Source organism: Mycobacterium sp. IDUB_36, assembly GCF_055419225.1.
This window is the reverse complement of record NZ_JBVAXH010000001.1, coordinates 2,219,055-2,236,592: the sequence shown is the minus strand read 5'-3', so window position 1 is coordinate 2,236,592 and position 17,538 is coordinate 2,219,055. Positions and strand designations below refer to the sequence as shown.

The 17,538-nt window shown below is 67.1% G+C and carries 19 protein-coding genes and 1 pseudogene; 13 read left to right on the top strand and 7 right to left on the bottom strand.

The window, feature by feature from the left end; genetic code table 11:
- Window positions 1-105 precede the first annotated feature (105 nt).
- From ACZYW1_RS10970 to ACZYW1_RS10960, 3 genes are read left to right on the top strand one after another with little or no spacing between them, the layout of a single operon-like run.
- A complete protein-coding gene (locus tag ACZYW1_RS10970; protein ID WP_463785675.1) occupies window positions 106-1,311 on the top strand; it encodes an LLM class flavin-dependent oxidoreductase in 1,206 nt (401 codons plus the stop codon).
- 22 nt (window positions 1,312-1,333) lie between these two features.
- Window positions 1,334-2,731 carry an NtaA/DmoA family FMN-dependent monooxygenase gene (locus ACZYW1_RS10965; RefSeq protein ID WP_463785673.1) on the top strand — a complete coding sequence of 466 codons (1,398 nt, stop codon included), beginning with the start codon at window positions 1,334-1,336 and terminating at the stop codon, window positions 2,729-2,731.
- Window positions 2,732-2,736: 5 nt separating this feature from the next.
- Window positions 2,737-3,858, top strand: a complete 1,122-nt coding sequence (locus ACZYW1_RS10960) for an LLM class flavin-dependent oxidoreductase (RefSeq protein ID WP_463785670.1) — start codon at window positions 2,737-2,739, stop codon at window positions 3,856-3,858.
- Between the two features lie 19 nt (window positions 3,859-3,877).
- On the opposite strand, the gene qcrB is transcribed toward ACZYW1_RS10960, so the two are convergent.
- Window positions 3,878-5,455 (bottom strand): cytochrome bc1 complex cytochrome b subunit, encoded by a 1,578-nt coding sequence (gene qcrB / locus ACZYW1_RS10955; RefSeq protein ID WP_463785668.1) that lies wholly within the window; start codon window positions 5,453-5,455, stop codon window positions 3,878-3,880.
- A gap of 112 nt (window positions 5,456-5,567) precedes the next feature.
- Window positions 5,568-5,837, bottom strand: a complete 270-nt coding sequence (locus ACZYW1_RS10950; RefSeq protein WP_463785666.1) for a YdeI/OmpD-associated family protein — start codon at window positions 5,835-5,837, stop codon at window positions 5,568-5,570.
- A gap of 125 nt (window positions 5,838-5,962) precedes the next feature.
- On the opposite strand from ACZYW1_RS10950, the gene ACZYW1_RS10945 reads away from it, so the two are divergent.
- From ACZYW1_RS10945 to ACZYW1_RS10930, 4 genes are all read left to right on the top strand, one after another.
- Complete coding sequence (locus tag ACZYW1_RS10945) at window positions 5,963-6,772, top strand: AraC family transcriptional regulator (protein ID WP_463787794.1); 810 nt, start codon at window positions 5,963-5,965, stop codon at window positions 6,770-6,772.
- Window positions 6,759-7,160 carry a VOC family protein gene (locus ACZYW1_RS10940; RefSeq protein ID WP_463785663.1) on the top strand — a complete coding sequence of 134 codons (402 nt, stop codon included), beginning with the start codon at window positions 6,759-6,761 and terminating at the stop codon, window positions 7,158-7,160. Before ACZYW1_RS10945 ends, ACZYW1_RS10940 begins: the two co-directional genes overlap by 14 nt.
- A 29-nt stretch (window positions 7,161-7,189) precedes the next feature.
- Complete coding sequence (locus ACZYW1_RS10935) at window positions 7,190-7,543, top strand: VOC family protein (RefSeq protein ID WP_463785661.1); 354 nt, start codon at window positions 7,190-7,192, stop codon at window positions 7,541-7,543.
- Window positions 7,544-7,606: 63 nt separating this feature from the next.
- Window positions 7,607-7,915: a PE-PGRS family protein gene (locus ACZYW1_RS10930; protein WP_463787793.1), complete on the top strand. Its 309-nt coding sequence runs from the start codon at window positions 7,607-7,609 to the stop codon at window positions 7,913-7,915.
- Between the two features lie 71 nt (window positions 7,916-7,986).
- Here ACZYW1_RS10930 and ACZYW1_RS10925 read toward each other — a convergent pair whose 3' ends face one another.
- Together ACZYW1_RS10925 and ACZYW1_RS10920 are read right to left on the bottom strand one after the other, a co-directional pair.
- Entirely contained in the window at window positions 7,987-8,568 is a 582-nt protein-coding gene (locus ACZYW1_RS10925; protein ID WP_463785660.1) for a hemerythrin domain-containing protein, read from the bottom strand.
- A gap of 29 nt (window positions 8,569-8,597) precedes the next feature.
- Window positions 8,598-9,992: an MFS transporter gene (locus tag ACZYW1_RS10920; protein ID WP_463785658.1), complete on the bottom strand. Its 1,395-nt coding sequence runs from the start codon at window positions 9,990-9,992 to the stop codon at window positions 8,598-8,600.
- 130 nt (window positions 9,993-10,122) lie between these two features.
- Here ACZYW1_RS10920 and ACZYW1_RS10915 point away from each other — a divergent pair, with 130 nt between their 5' ends.
- Complete coding sequence (locus ACZYW1_RS10915; protein ID WP_463785656.1) at window positions 10,123-10,839, top strand: NUDIX hydrolase; 717 nt, start codon at window positions 10,123-10,125, stop codon at window positions 10,837-10,839.
- A 123-nt stretch (window positions 10,840-10,962) separates the two neighbouring features.
- Here ACZYW1_RS10915 and ACZYW1_RS10910 read toward each other — a convergent pair.
- Window positions 10,963-11,082 (bottom strand): annotated as a pseudogene (locus tag ACZYW1_RS10910) (LLM class flavin-dependent oxidoreductase); the annotation flags it as partial.
- 161 nt (window positions 11,083-11,243) lie between these two features.
- Window positions 11,244-11,723 carry a winged helix-turn-helix transcriptional regulator gene (locus ACZYW1_RS10905; RefSeq protein WP_463785654.1) on the bottom strand — a complete coding sequence of 160 codons (480 nt, stop codon included), beginning with the start codon at window positions 11,721-11,723 and terminating at the stop codon, window positions 11,244-11,246.
- An 86-nt stretch (window positions 11,724-11,809) separates the two neighbouring features.
- Here ACZYW1_RS10905 and ACZYW1_RS10900 point away from each other — a divergent pair, with 86 nt between their 5' ends.
- The 5 genes from ACZYW1_RS10900 (at window position 11,810) to ACZYW1_RS10880 (ending at window position 16,256) form a co-directional block, all read left to right on the top strand.
- Window positions 11,810-12,940 carry an acyl-CoA dehydrogenase family protein gene (locus ACZYW1_RS10900; protein ID WP_463785652.1) on the top strand — a complete coding sequence of 377 codons (1,131 nt, stop codon included), beginning with the start codon at window positions 11,810-11,812 and terminating at the stop codon, window positions 12,938-12,940.
- Window positions 12,937-13,941 carry an LLM class F420-dependent oxidoreductase gene (locus tag ACZYW1_RS10895; RefSeq protein WP_463785650.1) on the top strand — a complete coding sequence of 335 codons (1,005 nt, stop codon included), beginning with the start codon at window positions 12,937-12,939 and terminating at the stop codon, window positions 13,939-13,941. The genes ACZYW1_RS10900 and ACZYW1_RS10895 overlap by 4 nt, the downstream gene beginning before the upstream one ends.
- The gene (locus tag ACZYW1_RS10890; RefSeq protein WP_463785649.1) at window positions 13,938-14,942 is read left to right on the top strand and encodes an NADP-dependent oxidoreductase; all 1,005 of its coding nucleotides are present in this window, start codon (window positions 13,938-13,940) and stop codon (window positions 14,940-14,942) included. The genes ACZYW1_RS10895 and ACZYW1_RS10890 overlap by 4 nt, the downstream gene beginning before the upstream one ends.
- A 30-nt stretch (window positions 14,943-14,972) precedes the next feature.
- Window positions 14,973-15,401: a pyridoxamine 5'-phosphate oxidase family protein gene (locus ACZYW1_RS10885; RefSeq protein WP_463785647.1), complete on the top strand. Its 429-nt coding sequence runs from the start codon at window positions 14,973-14,975 to the stop codon at window positions 15,399-15,401.
- A 123-nt stretch (window positions 15,402-15,524) separates the two neighbouring features.
- Window positions 15,525-16,256, top strand: a complete 732-nt coding sequence (locus ACZYW1_RS10880; protein WP_463785646.1) for a hypothetical protein — start codon at window positions 15,525-15,527, stop codon at window positions 16,254-16,256.
- Between the two features lies 1 nt (window position 16,257).
- On the opposite strand, the gene ACZYW1_RS10875 is transcribed toward ACZYW1_RS10880, so the two are convergent.
- Window positions 16,258-17,466, bottom strand: coding sequence for an MFS transporter (locus ACZYW1_RS10875; protein ID WP_463785644.1), 1,209 nt, complete (start codon window positions 17,464-17,466; stop codon window positions 16,258-16,260).
- Window positions 17,467-17,538: the final 72 nt, after the last annotated feature.

The window sequence follows — 17,538 nt, the reverse complement described above, 5'->3', positions numbered from 1 at the left end:
TGGAGTAGGCGAGCACGCTCCGGGCACGGCAGGGGTGCCGGAATCGGCGGACCAGCCGGCGTGCTGAACACCCCGAAACCCGAATCCAAAGAAAGGCAGGGCGCTGTGGCCGATCCGTCGACACCGATTCACCTGGCTGTGGCTCTGGACGGCGCGGGATGGCACCCGGGCGCCTGGCGCGAGGCGGATGCCCGCCCGGCCGAGCTCTTCGAGGCGGGCTACTGGGCCGACCTTGTCGCTGCCGCCGAACGGGGCCTGCTGGACTTCGTCACGATCGAGGACTCACTGGGCCTGCAATCCGACGATCCACTCGAGCCCGACGACCGCACCGATCGGGTCCGTGGCCGGCTCGACGCCGCGCTCATCGCCGCTCGAATAGCCACGCGCAGCAGCAACATCGGCCTCATCCCCACGGCGACGGTCACCCAGACCGAGCCCTTCCATGTGTCCAAGTCGATCGCGACGCTCGACTACGTCAGCACCGGCCGCGCCGGTGTTCGCGTCCAGATATCGGCGCGCCATGACGTGGCCGACCATTTCGGGCGCCGCCCGCTGCCGTGGCTTTCCTCAGCCGACCTGACGGATCCGGCCGTGCGGCAACAGACCGACGACTATTTCGCCGAAGCCGCCGACTACGTCGAGGTGCTGCGGCGACTCTGGGACAGCTGGGAGGACGATGCCGAGATCCGCGACGTCAGGACCGGCCGGTTCATCGACCGCGACAAGCTGCACTACATCGATTTCGAGGGACGCTGGTTCTCGGTGAAGGGCCCCTCGATCACGCCGCGTCCGCCGCAGGGGCAACCCGTGGTCGCCGCACTCGGTCACAGCGCTGCCGGCCACGAACTCATCGCCGCCAGCGCCGACGTGGGCTTCGTGACGCCGCACGACGCCACCGAGGCGTCGGACATCGCCGCGGACATAGCTGCGCTTCGCCGCGCCGCCGGGCGCGAATCGGAGACGGTCCACGTCTTCGGTGAGGTGGTGGTGTTCCTCGACGACGACGCGACCGCCGCGCAGACGCGACGGCATCGCCTCGATGAGCTGGCCAATACCGAATACCGCAGCGATGCTTTTGTTTTCGCAGGGACGCCCGGGGGCCTGGCGGATCTGCTGCAGGAGTGGCACGCCGCCGGTCTGACCGGATTCCGGCTGCGGCCGGCCGGGCTGCCCCACGATCTGCTGCAGATCACCAACGGACTGGTTCCCGAACTCCAGGCCCGGGGATTGTTTCGCACTTCCTACCAGGCCACCACGTTGCGAGGGTTACTCGGGCTGCCCCGCCCGGCCAACCGCTACGCCGTCGCGTGACCCAGACGACAGGATCAACTCAATGACCAAGCCGATCAAGCAAATTCACCTGGCCGCGCATTTCCCGGGCGTCAACAACACCACGGTGTGGAGCGATCCGGCGGCCGGCAGTCACATCGACTTCAGTTCGTTCACCCGTTTCGCTCAGTCGGCGGAGCGGGGCAAGTTCGACTTCCTGTTCCTCGCCGAAGGACTCCGGCTCCGCGAGCAGAACGGCCACATCTACGACCTCGACGTGGTGGGGCGGCCCGACACCTTCACCGTGCTGGCCGCACTCGCAGCGGTGACCGACCACCTCGGCCTGACCGGCACGATCAACTCGACGTTCAACGAGCCCTACGAAGTGGCCCGCCAATTCGCCTCGCTGGATCACCTTTCCGGAGGCCGCGCCGCGTGGAACGTCGTGACCTCGTGGGATGCGTTCACCGGTGAGAACTTCCGTCGCGGCGGCTTCCTGGCCGAGGATCAGCGTTACGAGCGAGCCCGGACGTTCCTGCAGACGACCAACGAACTCTTCGACTCGTGGAGCGGTGACGAAATCGTCGCCGACAAAGACGCCGGCACTTTCCTGTCGACCCCGCGCGCGGGCGAATTCGCCCATCGAGACGCACATTTCGACATCCACGGCCGGTTCAACGTGCCGCGCAGCCCGCAGGGACGCCCGGTGATCTTTCAGGCCGGCGATTCGGACCAGGGCCGGGATTTCGCAGCGTCCTCGGCCGACGCGATCTTCTCTCGGCACAGCACCCTGGATGCCGGTCAGGCCTTCTACCGTGATGTCAAGGGACGGCTGGCCCGTTACGGGCGACGCCGCGAGGAGTTGCTCATTCTGCCGGCCGCGTCGTTCGTCATCGGCGACACCGATGCCGAAGCCGAGGATCTTGCGCGCGAGGTCCGGTTGGCGCAGGTGTCACCGCAGACGGCAATCAAATTCCTCGAACAACTCTGGAACCGCGACCTTTCCGACCACGACCCGAACGGACCGCTGCCCAGCGCCGATCCCGTGGTCGGCGAGAACACGATCTCGCGCGGACGGGCCAGCGTCCGCATGTTCAAGGACTCGATCAAGATCGCCAACGAGTGGCGCGCCAAGGCCGAGGCGGAGAACCTGACCAGCCGCGAATTGATCATCGAGGTACTGGGACGCCAATCGTTCATCGGCTCAGCGGAAACCGTTGCGACGACGATCAACGACTTCGTGCAGACCGACGCCAGTGACGGGTTCATTCTCGTGCCGCACATCACTCCGGGCGGGCTGGACCCGTTCGTGGATCAGGTTGTGCCGCTGCTGCAGGAACGCGGGGTGTTCCGGGAGGACTACGCCGGAACGACGCTGCGCGACCACCTCGGTCTGGCACCGCTGTCGCCCCCGGGTCATCTGCGTCGCGAATCGAACCGCGCCGCCGGAGTGGCGTCCTGACGACTATGACGACACACCTCGCAGTTCTCGATCTTGTCCCGATCCCGTCGGGATCTACCGCCGCGCAGGCGTTACGTAACAGCATCGATCTTGCGCAGCACGCGGAATCCCTTGGCTACAGCCGTTATTGGTTCGCCGAACATCATCTCAATCCGGGGGTGGCCGGCACCTCGCCCGCCGTGGTGCTCGCCTTGACTGCGGCGCAGACCTCGACGATCCGGCTCGGCTCGGGCGCGGTCCAGATGGGACATCGCACCGCGCTGTCCACCGTCGAGGAATTCGGGCTGCTGGATGCGCTTCATCCGGGGCGATTCGACCTCGGTCTCGGCCGCTCGGGCGGAAAGCCGCGCGAACCGGTGACAGCGGGTGCGCCGTCGCGGACACTGGTCAACGGACGCACCACGAATGGTCTGCTGATACCGCCGAAGTTCGACATCCGGCCGCTGCTGAAATCGCCCAAGTTCGGCGTGCACAAAGCGTTGCTGCAACTACCGAACGCGGAATCGCAGGATTACACCGAGCAGGTGGACGACGTTCTCTCGCTGATTGCGGACACGTATCGTTCGGCCGAGGGGATCGAAGCCCACGTGGTGCCGGGAGCCGGTGCCGACCTGCAGATCTGGATCCTCGGCAGCAGCGGCGGCGAAAGCGCAATTGTGGCCGGCGAGCGGGGTTTACGGTTCGCCGCCAACTATCACGTCGCTCCGGCGACCGTCTTGGAAGCGGCCGACGGATACCGGGCCGCGTTCAGGCCGTCGGCTGAGCTCGAGCGACCCTATGTGGCCGTCTCGGCGGACGTGGTGGTGGCCGACGACGAGGCGACAGCTCGCGAACTGGCCACCGGCTACGGGCTGTGGGTGCGCAGCATTCGCACCGCTGAGGGCGCGATCCCGTTCCCGACGCCCGACGAGGCGCGACGGCACTCCTGGAGTGACGCCGACCGAGAGCTTGTCGCGGACCGGGTCGACACCCAGTTCGTCGGAACTGCGGTGCAGGTGGCCGACCAGCTGGAGCGGCTGCGCGACGCGACCGAGGCCGATGAATTGGTCATCACGACGATCACCCACGATCACCGGGACCGAGTGCACTCCTACCGCTTGCTGGCCGAGGAGTGGGCGCGAAGGTAATGCGGCGCAGCCGGATTCGTCACCGACCCCGGAGCGCGGTGAGCGCGCGGTGTTCGGTCGTGCGATGAGCTTCGGTCAGCGCGACGTCTTCGGCGGGCGGGTCGGCGTGTAGGAAACTGCCGGATCCAGGGGAGCCGCCGGAGCCGAGCTTGTTCATCTTTCCGGGGACCGGCGCGCCCTGGTACTCGAGCGGCGTGGCAGCGAGCGGCTGGTGCACTTCGATGTAGGCGCCGTGCGGGAGTCGCTTGATGATGCCGGTTTCGATGCCGTGTTCGAGGATGGCGCGGTCGCTGCGCTGCAATGCCACGCACCACCGGTAGGTGACGAAGTAGACGATCACCGGCAACACCACCATGCCGATGCGCCCGATCCAGGTGGTGGCGTTGAGCGAGATATGGAACGTCAACGCGATGATGTCGTTCATCGCGCCGAGCGTCAGCACCAGGTAGAACGCGATCGCCATGGCGCCGATGGACGTGCGAACCGGTACGTCGCGCGGTCGCTGCAGCAGGTTGTGGTGGGCGTGGTCGCCGCTGAACCGCCGCTCCAGGAATGGATAGATGGTCAGCAGCACGAACACGACGCCCATGATCATGGCGGCACCGACGGTCGCGGGCACCGTGTGGTGGCCGACATAGATCTCCCACGCCGGCCACAGTCGCTGCAGACCCTCGGTCCACATCATGTAGAAGTCCGGCTGCGATCCCGCCGACACGTGAGAAGGCTTATAGGGACCCAGGTTCCAGATCGGATTGATCTGCAGCAGGCCGCCCAGCAGTCCGAGGACGCCGGTGGTCACCGCGAAGAAGGCGCCGGACTTGACCGCGAAGATCGGCATGACGCGGACGCCGACAACATTGCGTTCGGTGCGACCGGGGCCGGGGAACTGGGTGTGCTTCTGGAACCACACCATCGCCAGGTGTGCACCGATCAGCGCGAGGATGATCGCCGGCAGCACCAGGACGTGCAGCGCATACAGCCGGGGAATCAGCGTGGTGCCGGGAAAGTCGCCACCGAAAAATGCCCAGTGCAACCACGTGCCGATCACGGGGAATCCCAGCATGATCGACGACAGAGCGCAGCGCAGGCCGATACCGGACAGCAGGTCATCGGGCAACGAATAACCGAAATAACCCTCGAACATGGCCAGGATCAACAACAACGAGCCGATCACCCAGTTGGCTTCACGAGGCCGGCGGAATGCGCCGGTGAAGAAGACGCGGGCCAAGTGCACCATGATCGAGGCGGCGAACAGCAAAGCGGCCCAATGGTGCACCTGGCGGACGAACAGCCCGCCGCGCACGTCGAAAGAGATGTCGAGCGCCGACTCATAGGCGCGTGACATCGGCACGCCACGCAACGGTTGATAGACGCCCTGATAAACGACCTCGGTCATCGACGGATCGAAGAACAATGTCAGATAAATCCCGGTGATCAACAGAACGACGAAGCTGTATAGCGCGATCTCACCGAGCAGGAATGACCAGTGCGTGGGGAAGACCTTGTTCAGCTGCCGGCGCAGCGCAGCGGAGTGGTGATATCGCGCGTCGATCGGGTGAGTCGGGCGCACCGCGGTATCCGCCGGTCGGAGGTTCATGGCAACCATCCCCTCACGGCTGAAACCGCAGCTCCGCGGCCAGCCGTAGATCTACTATGCTGCGTAGTACCACAGAGGGTAGTACTAGTGCGGCCAGCCGTAAAGAGGTGAATCAGGCCTTGCCGTTGCGCTCGCGGTGCTTGCAGCCCGGCCAGCAGCACGGGCGGCGCATGCCCTCCTCGAGTTCCTCCTGGGTGCGGCGGATCCGGCGCTCCCGGGTCGCCTTCTGCTTGGCGTCGTCGACCCAGCAGATGAACTCGTTACGCGCCAACGGCGTGATGTCCTTCCAGGCGGCCAGCGCGACGGAGTTGACCAGCAACGCTTCACGCAGGTCGGACGGAAGCTCGTGGACAACGCCGCCAGGTACCTGATTGCCGCCCATGCCGCCAGATTAATCGTCGATGGCGCACGGCCCCGCCAGCTAGCGTGGATGTCGTGGCCGGCGAGCGGGAGCGGATGTGGGACTTCGCAACAGCCCCGCCGCGCATTGCTCCCGGTGTGGTGTCGATGGTGGGTTATCGCGGCGTCGATGACTCAGGGGAATTGCATCGTGGAATGCCCTCGGCGTCGCTGACATTCATCGTCAGTCTCGACGACGGCGTCGAAGCAGCCGAGAGCGCCGAAACCCTTCCGGCGGCCAAGCCGAATCCGCTCTTACTGGGTGGGCTGCATGTGCAGGCCGCCCACGTTCGGCAGCGTCGAGGCCAGACCGGGGTGCAGTTGGCGATTCATCCCCTCGCGGCCCGCGCCTTGTTCGGTGCGCCCAGCGCGGAGTTGGCCACCGCCGAGTGGGATGCGACGACGGTGCTGGGCCGCGGTGCGATCTCCTTGCATCACCGGGTGAGCGAGGCGGGTCAGTGGAGCGATGCATTCGGCTGGATAGCCGAATACCTGTCGGACGCGTGGCGGCTCCGCGACGGTGCGGCGGTACGCCCCGAGGTGGCGCACGCATGGCAGTTGTTGCAGCGCAGCGGCGGCCGCGTACCGGTGGGTGCGCTGGCCGACCGCGTCGGTGTGACCGCGCGGCACTTGACGACGCTGTTCCAGCGCGAGGTCGGCCGCTCACCCAAGACGGTCGCGATGCTGATGCGATTCGAACAGGCAACCGCCCGGATCGCGGATTCGGTGCGGCGCTGCGGGACAGTCGATCTGGCGGCTGTGGCCATCGCGACCGGATACAGCGACCAGGCCCATCTGACCCGTGAATTCGCCCGGTTCGCGGGCGTGCCGCCGACTCGCTGGATTGGCGAGGAGTTCCGAAACATTCAAGACGGCGGCCACACGTTGGGCGCAGACTGCGTGCATGACTGCTGCTAATCCGACCGTATGGCCTACTCTGCAGGCGCACGACGCACCCAAGCTCATCGACTATTACGTCGAGACCTTCGGCATGATCGTCGCCGCGCGCTACGGCGAAGGTGAAACCGTTGACCACGCTCAACTGCTCTGGCCCGAGGGCAGTGGCGGCATCATGCTCGGGAGCTTCAAGCCCGGAGCCCAATGGTGCCGTGAGCCCGGCACCGCAGGTGGATACATCGTGACTGCCGATCCGAGCGCACTGTATGAACGCGTTCGCGAGCACGGTGCCGACATCATTAAGCCGCTGGCCGTAACCGACTATGGCGCAAACGAATTCGCCGTTCGGGATCCCGAGGGCAACTTGTGGTCGTTCGGTGACTACCGCGGTGAGCCGCTGCCCAGCTGACCGTGGTGCCAGATCGACGAAAGGGACGCATGCAAGCCACGAAGATCTTCGCCAACCTGCGGGTGGCCGACATCGAAGCCGCCAAGGGTTTCTACGCCAACTACTTGGGCCTACCCGTCGAGGAATTCAACCTGGGCTGGGTGGCGCGCTTCGCGTCGCCCGATGCCGAGGCGAGGCTGCAACTGGTCACCGGTGATCTGACCGCAGTCGAAGACTCGGTGATATCGGTGTGCACCGCGGACATCGATGGCGCCTACGCCGAGGCGCAGGAACTCGGCTACGAGATCGTCCACCCGTTGACCGCCGAAGCCTGGGGCCCCCGGCGGTTCTTCGTCAGGGCACCTGACGGCAACGTCGTCAACATCGTGAATCACCACGACTGAAATTCGATGTTTTAGGCATATGTGCAAGGGGGTAAGTCCCAAGGCATGTCCATGTTCAGTGTGTTGAAACCATTTGTTGTCGGTGGTGCTGTTGCTGCAGCAATGGCCGTAATGCCTATTGCGGCAGCAGAAGCCAGCGCGGGCCCGGTCGGCGGGAATCCCACGCACGTAATTTTCAAGCAAGACCCGGGCGGCAGCGGCTGCGACGCCAACGGGACCTGCGGATCCGGTGGCCAGAACGATGGTCCCGGCGGCGGCCCCGGCGGCCAGGGCTGCGTGCCCGGCGTCGGTTGTGGGTTCGGCGGGCAGTTCGCGGGACCGGGCGGAACGCCCGGCGGTTGTCTCGCGGGCGTCGGCTGCGGCCACGGCTGATCCGGCCTCACTAGTCACCGACTCATGCGGCCTGGAAACACCCAGGCCGCATGAGTCCTTAGTTTTTCCGGCTACTGCTCGCCTTTGAGGCTGCCGATGCCTAGCGAGAAGTCGGTACGCCGAGGTTGCTTCGCCGGTTTCTCGTGTTCGTCGACGTATTGCTGAGGGTCTCGGTCGACGATGCGAAGGCCGCGAGTGGTGGGGTGTTCGGCCATGAATTCCCGGTACTGGTGTCCGAGTGCCTCGCGGAGCCCGATCGGGGCATTGCGCCGAAAGTCGGCCAGCCCCTCGCGTTCCTCCTCGGCCATGTGATCGTCGTTGGCCACCCGGGTCCGGCCGACCGCCTCCCACCACTCGTCACTCGCAATTCCGGCCGCGCCGGCGTCGCGCACGCCGTCGCGAATGTCGTTGTGATCACCGATCGCATCGAGAGTCTCGCCCTCGGCGTCGTCGCCGCCCCGCGTCAGCAGTTGCGGGTAAAAGATCTTCTCCTCGATGTAGGCGTGCACGTCGAGTTTGTCGGCAAGTGGCCGCCACACCCGTTCCAGCGCGCGCTGATCGACCGGCGTCTGCGCCTGCAGTTCGTCCAGCTTGGCGAACTGGACGCGAAACCAGTCGTGGTCTTCGAGGATCAGCATGGTGATGTCGGCCATCTCGACCAGTAAATCAGGTCGGCGCGACGTCAGGCGACCGGCGCCGCGGGTCGCCAGCCGAGGCCCTGCGCGGCGGCGATCAGTGCGGACGTCCCGGCGGCCGATGCGACGAACACCCAGCCCCACCGGACAGCGGCGAGGTCCACACCCGGCTGGTAGATCATCGTCAAAGCCGTTGTGCCCAGGACCATGCCCATCTGCCTCGCGGTATTGGTGACGGCCGAGCCGGCTCCCCACCGGTGGGGCGGTAGCGCCACGCCCGTGACCGCGGAGAGGCTGGGCATCACCAACCCGACGCCGATGCCGGTGAACAGCTGGGCGGGCAGGTAGGCGGTGAAGTAGTGCGGCACGGGTCCGATGGTGCACAGCCAGATCCCGATCCCGACCGCGTAGAGCGCGGCACCGGCCGCGGCGACCGCGCCGATGCCGGCTTTGGTGATCAACCGGCCCGCCACCGTCAATGACACCACTGCGACGACAATCGGGCCCGGTGACAGACACAGCCCTGCCATAGCGGGCGGCATCCCCCACACCGTGGTCAGCAGCAGCACACCGCTGAGCAGCATGGCGCCGTGTGCCGACGAAAACACCAGCAGCGCAAGGCAACTTGCCCACATGGGCAGGACGCGCACAGCGGCCAGATCGACCGCGGGCGATGGATGGCGCAGGGAGCGCCACACCGCCACCGCCATCCCCCCTGCGCCGACGGCGAAGCCCGCCGCGAGCGCCGGGGCGTTGTGATCGACGACCGGCAGCTCGATGAGAGCCCACACCAGAGCGCCGAGGCCGACCACGAGACTCAGTGCGCCGTACAGATCGGGAACGCCGGTTCCGGTGCCGGCGGTTTTCGACAGCACCAGAATTCCGGCGACCACCGCCAGCAGCCCGATCGGCACATTGACGAAAAAGATCCAGCGCCAGGACAACTGGACAAGAAAGCCGCCTACCGGTGGTCCGAGCGCGGCTGCCATGGCGCCTACCGCCGACCAGGTGCTGACGGCTGCGGCGCGCCGGCCGGCGGGGACCGCCGCCAGCAGCAGCGCCAGTGAGCTGGGCATCAGCATCGCCGCGCCGAGCGCCTGGACGGCCCGGGAGGCGACGAGCATCGCAAAGGAGCCGGACAGCCCGCAGGTCGCCGAGCCCATGGTGAACACCACGAGCCCGCTGAGGAAGATCCGACGATGCCCGTAACGGTCACCGAGGCGCCCCGCGGGATTCATGAAGGCCGCAAAGACGAGCGTGTAGGCGTTCAGGATCCACGACATCGCCCCGAGATCGGCTGTGCCGAAGGCTTGCCGGATTTCGGGGAAAGCGATGTTCACGATGAACAGGTCCAAGCTCGCCAGGAACGCGGCAGTGGAGACCACCAGAATCGTCGCGGTCGGACGCGCAGCCGGCAACGGCGTCGTGGTAGTCGTCGTCACGTCCGCCTCGCGATTGATTCGATCGACAGCGAGACCGCGGCCGCCCGATTGCTGGATATAGACAACAATACTTAGGTCGCGAGCGGCGGGATAGCGTAGCGCGAGTTGAATTGATCACTACGCTCGCCTGATGACCATCCCCTATGACGAGGCGCTCCGCGAGCAGATCCGCGGCCGGCTCGCCGCTCACCGCCGGCGGGTGGTGGCCGACCCGACCAAGCGGCACGCCGCCGTCGCGGTGCTGCTCGTCGACTCGGAGGTCGGTGAGGACAGAATCGACCCGGCGCCGGTCGACGACTGGATCGCCGGACGTCCGATGCCGGAGGCCCTCGACGGCCGGATGGTAGACGTGTCGGGTGGGGCGTCATTTCTACTGTGCCGCAGGACATCTCGCCTCACGTCGCATCCCGCGCAGTGGGCGCTCCCGGGCGGGCGTCTGGATCCGGGGGAGAGCGCGGTCGACGCTGCCCTCCGCGAACTCGACGAGGAGGTCGGGATCACCCTGACCCCGTCCGACGTCTTGGGCCTGCTCGACGACTATCCGACCCGGTCGGGATATGTGATCACACCGGTGGTGCTCTGGGGCGGCGGCCGTCTCGATCCGCAACCGGCCCCCGACGAAGTGGTAGCGGTGTACCGGGTCGGCCTGCATCAGCTGCAGCGTCCGGACTCACCGCGATTCATCAGCATCCCGGAGAGCCCGCGGCCGGTCGTGCAGATACCGCTGGGCAACGACCTGATCCATGCCCCGACCGGCGCCGTGCTGCTGCAACTGCGCTGGCTGTGTCTCGACGGCCGCAACGATCCGGTCGGTGAATTGGAGCAGCCGGTCTTCGCCTGGAAGTGAACCCGGCCCGGCCGGACATGGTGCCGCTCACGAAGCCTTCGTCGACTCCTGACGCGAAGCCTGCGCGATCAGCGGGCGGCTCGGAATACGTTGCCGCAGAACGGGCGCGACGTCCGCCTGGAACAGCTCCTCGGCGAGCACCGCCTTCTCGACGACCTCGCGCAACCGGTCGGCGGGGCTCTTCTTCTCGCCGGAGACCGGGTCGGGAACGTGGGTGATGAGTGTGATCAGCAGGAACTTCATGGGCCTCAGCACACCGTAGGACGACAGCGCGTGAGCAGGCTCAGCGGTGACCCGTGCGCGCGGCGTCGGCGCTGGTGGAACGCATCTGCGCAACCGGATTAAATGTGTGGACCCACTCGAACATTTCGAGCGAATCGTCAATCAGTACCCGGTTTTTCGGGTCATCTGATTGCCGGCCGCGGCGTCCGGAAGCCGGGCCCGGGTTCGGGCGTCACGTTATGCGCGGTGATCTCCTGCCGGCAGTGCGCACACACCAGCATCGGCTCGGCGGTCTGCTCGCAGGGTTGGTGATGCAGCACGATCGGCGGACCCTGCGGGTTCGGTAGATGGTGGTCGCCCCACTGCATCAACACCACGATCGCGGCGAACAGATCGCGGCCGGAATCGGTCAGCCGATACTCGTGGCGGTCGGGATCGCTTGTGTAGAGCATCTTCTCGAGTAAGCCCTTGTCGACCAGCGTTCGCAGCCGCGTCGACAGCGTCGGCCGCGGGATCTGGAGGTTGCGCGCCAACTGCCCGAAGCGGCGCACCCCGAAGAACGCTTCGCGCAGGATCAGCAGAGTCCACCGCTCGCCCACGATCTCCAGTGCACGTGCGACGGACTCCCCGTCGAAGCGGTGGGACAGATCGGGGTACTCCATGGTTCACACAATGTACCGGTTCAAAAACTAAACCGGTAGTGCTAACGTGGCAGCACCACCGCCACCGTCGTGCAAAGCGAGGACGTATGGATACCGACGTCGCAACCGCGCCCGTGTTGGCGCGGGCCCGCGAGATCGCCGGCCTGGCCCGCGGCATGGCCGATGAGATCGACGCAGCCCGCCGATTGCCCGCCGAACTCGTTGACGCCCTGAAAGATTCGGGACTGCTGCGGGCCGGAGCCCCGACCGAGGTCGACGCCTTGGAACTGCCTGCGGGCACCGCGCTGCGCTGCGCCGAAGAGGTGGCACGCGGCGACGCGTCAGCAGGCTGGTGCGTATCCATCGGGATCACCAGCACCCTGCTCGTCGCGTATCTACCCCCGTCGAGTCGTGACGAGCTGTTCGGCGGCGGTCGTGGACTGGCCGCCGGAGTCTGGGCGCCGCAGGGCGTGGCGCGGCGGGTGACCGGCGGGGTGGTGGTGTCAGGGCGCTGGGCGTTCTGCAGCGGTATCACCCACGCCGACGTGCTGTTCGCCGGCTGCCTGCTGGAAGGCCGGCCGGCCGTGGTTGCCCTGCCCACCGGGCAACTGCAGATCCTGGACACCTGGCACACCCTCGGCCTACGCGGCACCGGCAGTCACGACACCGTTGCCGACGAAGTCTTCGTCCCGGACGACCGGGTGCTCTCGATCTTCGACGGTCCGGTGATCGACCGTCCGCTGTACCGGTTCCCGCCCTTCGGGTTCTTCGCGGCGTGCATCACGGCGGCCGCGATGGGCAATGCTCGGGCGGCGATCGAAAACTTCGTCGATCTCGCCGGCACCAAGAAGGGCGTCGCCGCGAGCCGCACGCTCGCCGAGCGATCGACAATCCAGGCGGCGGTGGCCACCGCTGAATCGGCGCTGGAAGCCGCGCGGGCGGGTTACTACCAGGCCATCGAAGATGCTTGGCGGGCAAGCGAAGACGGGCCGTCGGTGTCGCTGCAGGCACGAACCAGGCTGCGGCTGGCCGCCACCCACGGCGCACGCGTCTCCGCCGATGTGGTGCGGTCGATGTACGACCTGGCCGGTGGTAGCGCCATCTACGACGGCGCCCCGCTACAACGCCGCCTGCGTGATGCGTTCACCGCCACTGCGCACTTCCAGGTGAACGAGGCTTCGCGGGAACTGCCCGGTCGCATCCTGTTGGGCCAGGCCGCCGAGGCGGCGATGTTGTGAGATCGCCGATCGAAGCCGTCCTGCCGTTCTGGCTGGACCGGCCGGATCTGGAGGCACTGGAGATCGCCGAGGCCGTCCATGCCGCTGGGATCCGGGGGCTCTGGATCGGCGAGATGGCCACCTTCGACGCGTTCGCGCTGGCCACCGCCATCGGCGCCCGCGCCCCGAGACTTGGCCTGCGCCTGGGACCGCTGCCGATCAGTGTCCGAACGCCCGCCTCGATCGCGCTGGGCGCCAGTTCCGTGGCCGCCGTCACCGGCGCCGAGGTCGACATCGCGCTGGGAGCCTCGAGCCCGTTCATCGTGTCGGGCTGGCATGACCGGGACTGGTCACACAGCGCCGTGCGCATGCGCGAGACGATCGAGTGCCTTCGCCCGCTTCTGCGTGGCGACCGTGGTGACTACGACGGCCGATTCGTTCGCAGTCACGGCTTCCGGTTGCGGAACCCATTGCCGCACAGCCGTATCGGCGTGGGCGCCTTCGGCCCGTCGATGATGAAGCTCGCGGCCCGGATCGCGGACGAAGTGGTGCTGAATTTAGTGACGGTGCAACGGGTTTCGCAGATCCACGAGCAAATCGAGCAGGACGCCACCGCGGCGGGGCGGGTACCGCCGCATGTGACGGCGTGGATACCGGTGGCGGTGCGTCCCGGTGAGGCCGCGCTGCGGCAACTCGCCGGTCAGGTCGCGGTCTACCTCGCCCCGCCCGGCTACGGCGAGATGTTCATCGAACTCGGCTACGCCGACCTCGTCGAGCGGGCCCGGGCGGGTGCACGACGGGCCGACCTGGCCGCGGCGATTCCCGTCGAATTGGCCGGCCAGCTGGCCGCTTTGGGCACACCCGATCAGGTCGCCGACCGCATCCGGGCTTACCTGGATGCCGGTGCCGACACCGTCGCGGTGATACCCGTGACCGCCGAAGACCCCGCCGGCCGGATCGCCCTCGGCTGCGCGGCCGACATCTCCCGCACGACCTCACCCGATCAGGAGACCGCCAGATGAACACCGTCAACGTCCAATGCCGACTCGCCGAGCGGCCGACCGAAGGGTTGTCGGCGCGCAACTGGACGATCGTCGAGGAAGCCAAACCTGAAGCCGTGGAAGGCGAATTCGTCGTCGAAGTGGACTACCTGTCCATCGATCCGGCGATGCGTACCTGGTTGAATGCCGGCCGCAGCTACGTTCCGCCGGTGGAGATCGGCGACGTGATGCGGGCCCTGGGCGTCGGCCGCGTCGTCGAATCGCGGCACCCCGGATTCGCGGTCGGCGACGACGTGTCCGGGATCTTCGGTGTCCAGCGCTATGCCGTGTCCGACGGCAACGGGGTCAACAAGATCGACACCAGTCTGGCGCCGGCGCCGGTCTATCTCAGCGCTCTCGGCATCAGTGGGTTGACCGCCTACTTCGGCCTGCTCGACGTCGGACGCCCCGAGCCCGGCCAGACCGTATTGGTCTCGGGGGCCGCCGGTTCGGTGGGCAGCATTGCCGGGCAGATCGCCAAGATCAAGGGCTGTCGCGCCATCGGTGTGGCCGGCGGTGCGGACAAATGCCGGTGGCTCGTCGAAGACGTCGGATTCGACGCAGCGATCGACTACAAGTCCGCCGATCTGCGCACAGAGCTCAAAACCCACGCCCCGGACGGGATCAACGTCTACTTCGACAATGTCGGCGGCGCAACACTGGAAGCCGCGCTCAACCGTCTCGCCCGCGGCGCCCGCATCGTGCTCTGCGGTGCGGTGTCGCAGTACAACGACACCCCGCGCGGCCCGTCGAACTACATGCAGCTGCTGGTTTCACGCGCGTCGATGACCGGGTTCGTCATCTTCGACTATGCCGAGCGATACCCGGAAGGTGTTGTGCAGCTTGGCAACTGGCTCAACAGCGGCGAACTGCAGTCGCACGAGCAGATCGAGCGCGGCGGCGTCGCCGACTTCCCCGATACTTTGACCAAGCTGTTCCGCGGAGAAAACACCGGCAAGCTGATTCTCGGACTGGGGGAATAGCCAGACCGCAGCGACTCGTTGAACAGGGCCATGGCTGCATTTACCGAGACCCAACGTGAAGAATTCCTGGCCGGCAAGCACGTCGCGGTGTTGTCCGTGGCGGCGACGAACGGCCGTCCGCCGGCAAGTGCGCCGATGTGGTACGGCTACACCCCGGGCGGCAACATCCTGGTCAACACCGGTGTGAAGGCCCGCAAGACCACGCTGATCGAGAGTGCCGGGGTGGTGACGCTCACCGTGCAACGCGAGGAGCCGCCCTATCAGTACGTTGTGGTCGAGGGCACCGTCATCGACACCACCACGCCCGCGCCGCTGGACGTGCGCGAGGCGATCGCGATTCGCTACCTCGGCGAAGAAGGTGGTCGTGCGTTCGTCCAGGGAATGGCGGATCAGCCGGGAATCCTGTTCACCATCCGGCCCGACCGCTGGATCACCGCGGACTTCTCCGGCGAGCTGTAGCGTCGGGCGTTTTCGAGCACGCGACCCCCGTCGTGTCGCGGCCGCCGAGGACCGGGCCGGGCATAGGATGACGGTCTCAAGAGACTAGGTCGCAACCTCGAAAACCCTTAGGAAGCAGCTCAAATGGACCTCGATCGCATCACCAGCCCGATGCGGCTGGCGAGGGGATCGCACCAGCCCGGATCAGGCAAAGGGTGCGCGATGAACGTGATTTCGTACATCAACGGTGACGAGCAGATCACCGACTTCCCGGCGACGTCGGCGCGCCCGCTAGCGTCGTTCGTGCAGTTGTGCAACGACCTGTTGGCCGAGCCGGACGGTTACCTGTCGCCGGAGAACAGCCTGCTGGTACTTGACCTGGGCTGGTTGACCGTCGGGACCGCCGATGTCGCCGACGCGATCCTGCACCTGTGGGTCACCAAACTTCTGACCAGTCCGCCGTGGGGTGTCCTGCGCTATGCCGGCGACGAAGCAGCCAGGGCGATCGCCGATATCGCGGACCTGCACCGGACGTTCGTGCCCGGCGACGTGCCCTCGATCGTGAACTGGGACGGCGCCGCGCGCGCCGGCCGCGCCGCCGCCGAGGCGTCGGAGGGTGCCGAACTCTACGCGGTGCGGGCCGCCTGCCAGTCCACCGCGCTCGTCGAGACCGACGACTGGGACACCCTCGACGCGGTCACCGGCAACGCGTTGCGCGCCCACCGGTTGGCCAACGGCGACAGCGGTGCCGCGCGAATCGTCGAGGTCACGCGCAACGCGATTCGTTCGTGGCGGCGCCTCGCCGGCCTGAGCGTGGTCGGCAACGACCCGATCCCGGTCGCCGGCGTCCGGACCCGCAAGGTCGTCGCGGCCTGAATCAGCTCTGCCGGTGGCTGTCTCGGCGCAGCCGGATCGCGCGGTACGCCGCCGCGGACGCCGCGAGGACGGCCATCGCGACCAGGATCATCTGCGATCCGCTGAATCCGACGCTGGTCAGCAGCAGTGGCAGGCCGAAGCCGATATACGTAGCTGAGTAGAACGCGCCGGTCAACGCGCCCCGAACATGTTGCGGCGCCGCAGCTTCGAGGTCGATCAGACCCTCGCGCAGCGAAAGACCCGACGCACACCCGAGAGCGACCAGCAGAGGTAGCGCCAGCGCGAGGGACATCGTCGAGGGTGCGGCCGCGATCACCACGTACGCGACTGCGGCCAACGCCGCTCCGGCTGTCCCGGCCCGTGGACCCCAAGAGCCCAGCCGGGCCACAACCTGGACGACACCGCTGGAGCCATTGACGATCAGCGCGGCGAGGCCGGCGGCAGTCGGCGCGGCGAGACCGGTGTGCACCCGAGCGGGAATGGTGATGAAACCCAGTGTCGCCGAGGCGAACACCCAGGGCGCCATCGGCATCGCCCAACTCAGCGCGCGCCTGCTCGACCCTTTCACTGCGGTGGGACGGTTCGCACTCGACGCCGTCGTCGCCGCCGGCACCCGGCGTCGCGCCACCGCGACGGTGACCGACATCGCCAACAGCACGAGTGCCGCCGCCAGCCCGAAAGAGAGTCGGACGCCGGGGCCACCGATCCCGGCGATCAGTCCGCCCGCCAACGGTCCGACCGCGAACCCGATGATCATCACGGCTCCGGCCGTCGCGGCGCCGGCGGGTCCCCGGAGGTCGGATGCCCAGGCGGTGCCCGAGGTCATCGCCAGACCCACCCCGGCGCCCACCACCAGGCGGCCCACCAACAGCACCTCCGGCTGCTGCGACAGCAGCATCGCCACGGTGCCGGCCACCGCGGTCGCCGATCCGGTCAGCGCCACCGCCTGACGTCCGAACTTGTCGGAGGCCCGGCCACCGATCAGCAGGCCGGGCAGCAATCCCACGGCATAGATGCCGAAGATCGCATCGAGGGTTGCGGTGCTGAGGTGCTGATGATCGCTGATGGTCGGCATCAGAGCCACGAAGTGGTTCGCGATCCAGCCGGTGACCAGCAGCACCGCCAGCACGGTTCCGAATTGGAGGTTGGAATCGGGTGGCGTCGCACCCGGGGTTGGCAGCACAGCCGTCGACCCTCTCGGCGCGGTCATCGAATCCCCTCCTGGACGTGGCGATCTGCAACGACCACAACGTGAGGGAAGTTATTCCCGGCCACCTCCGGA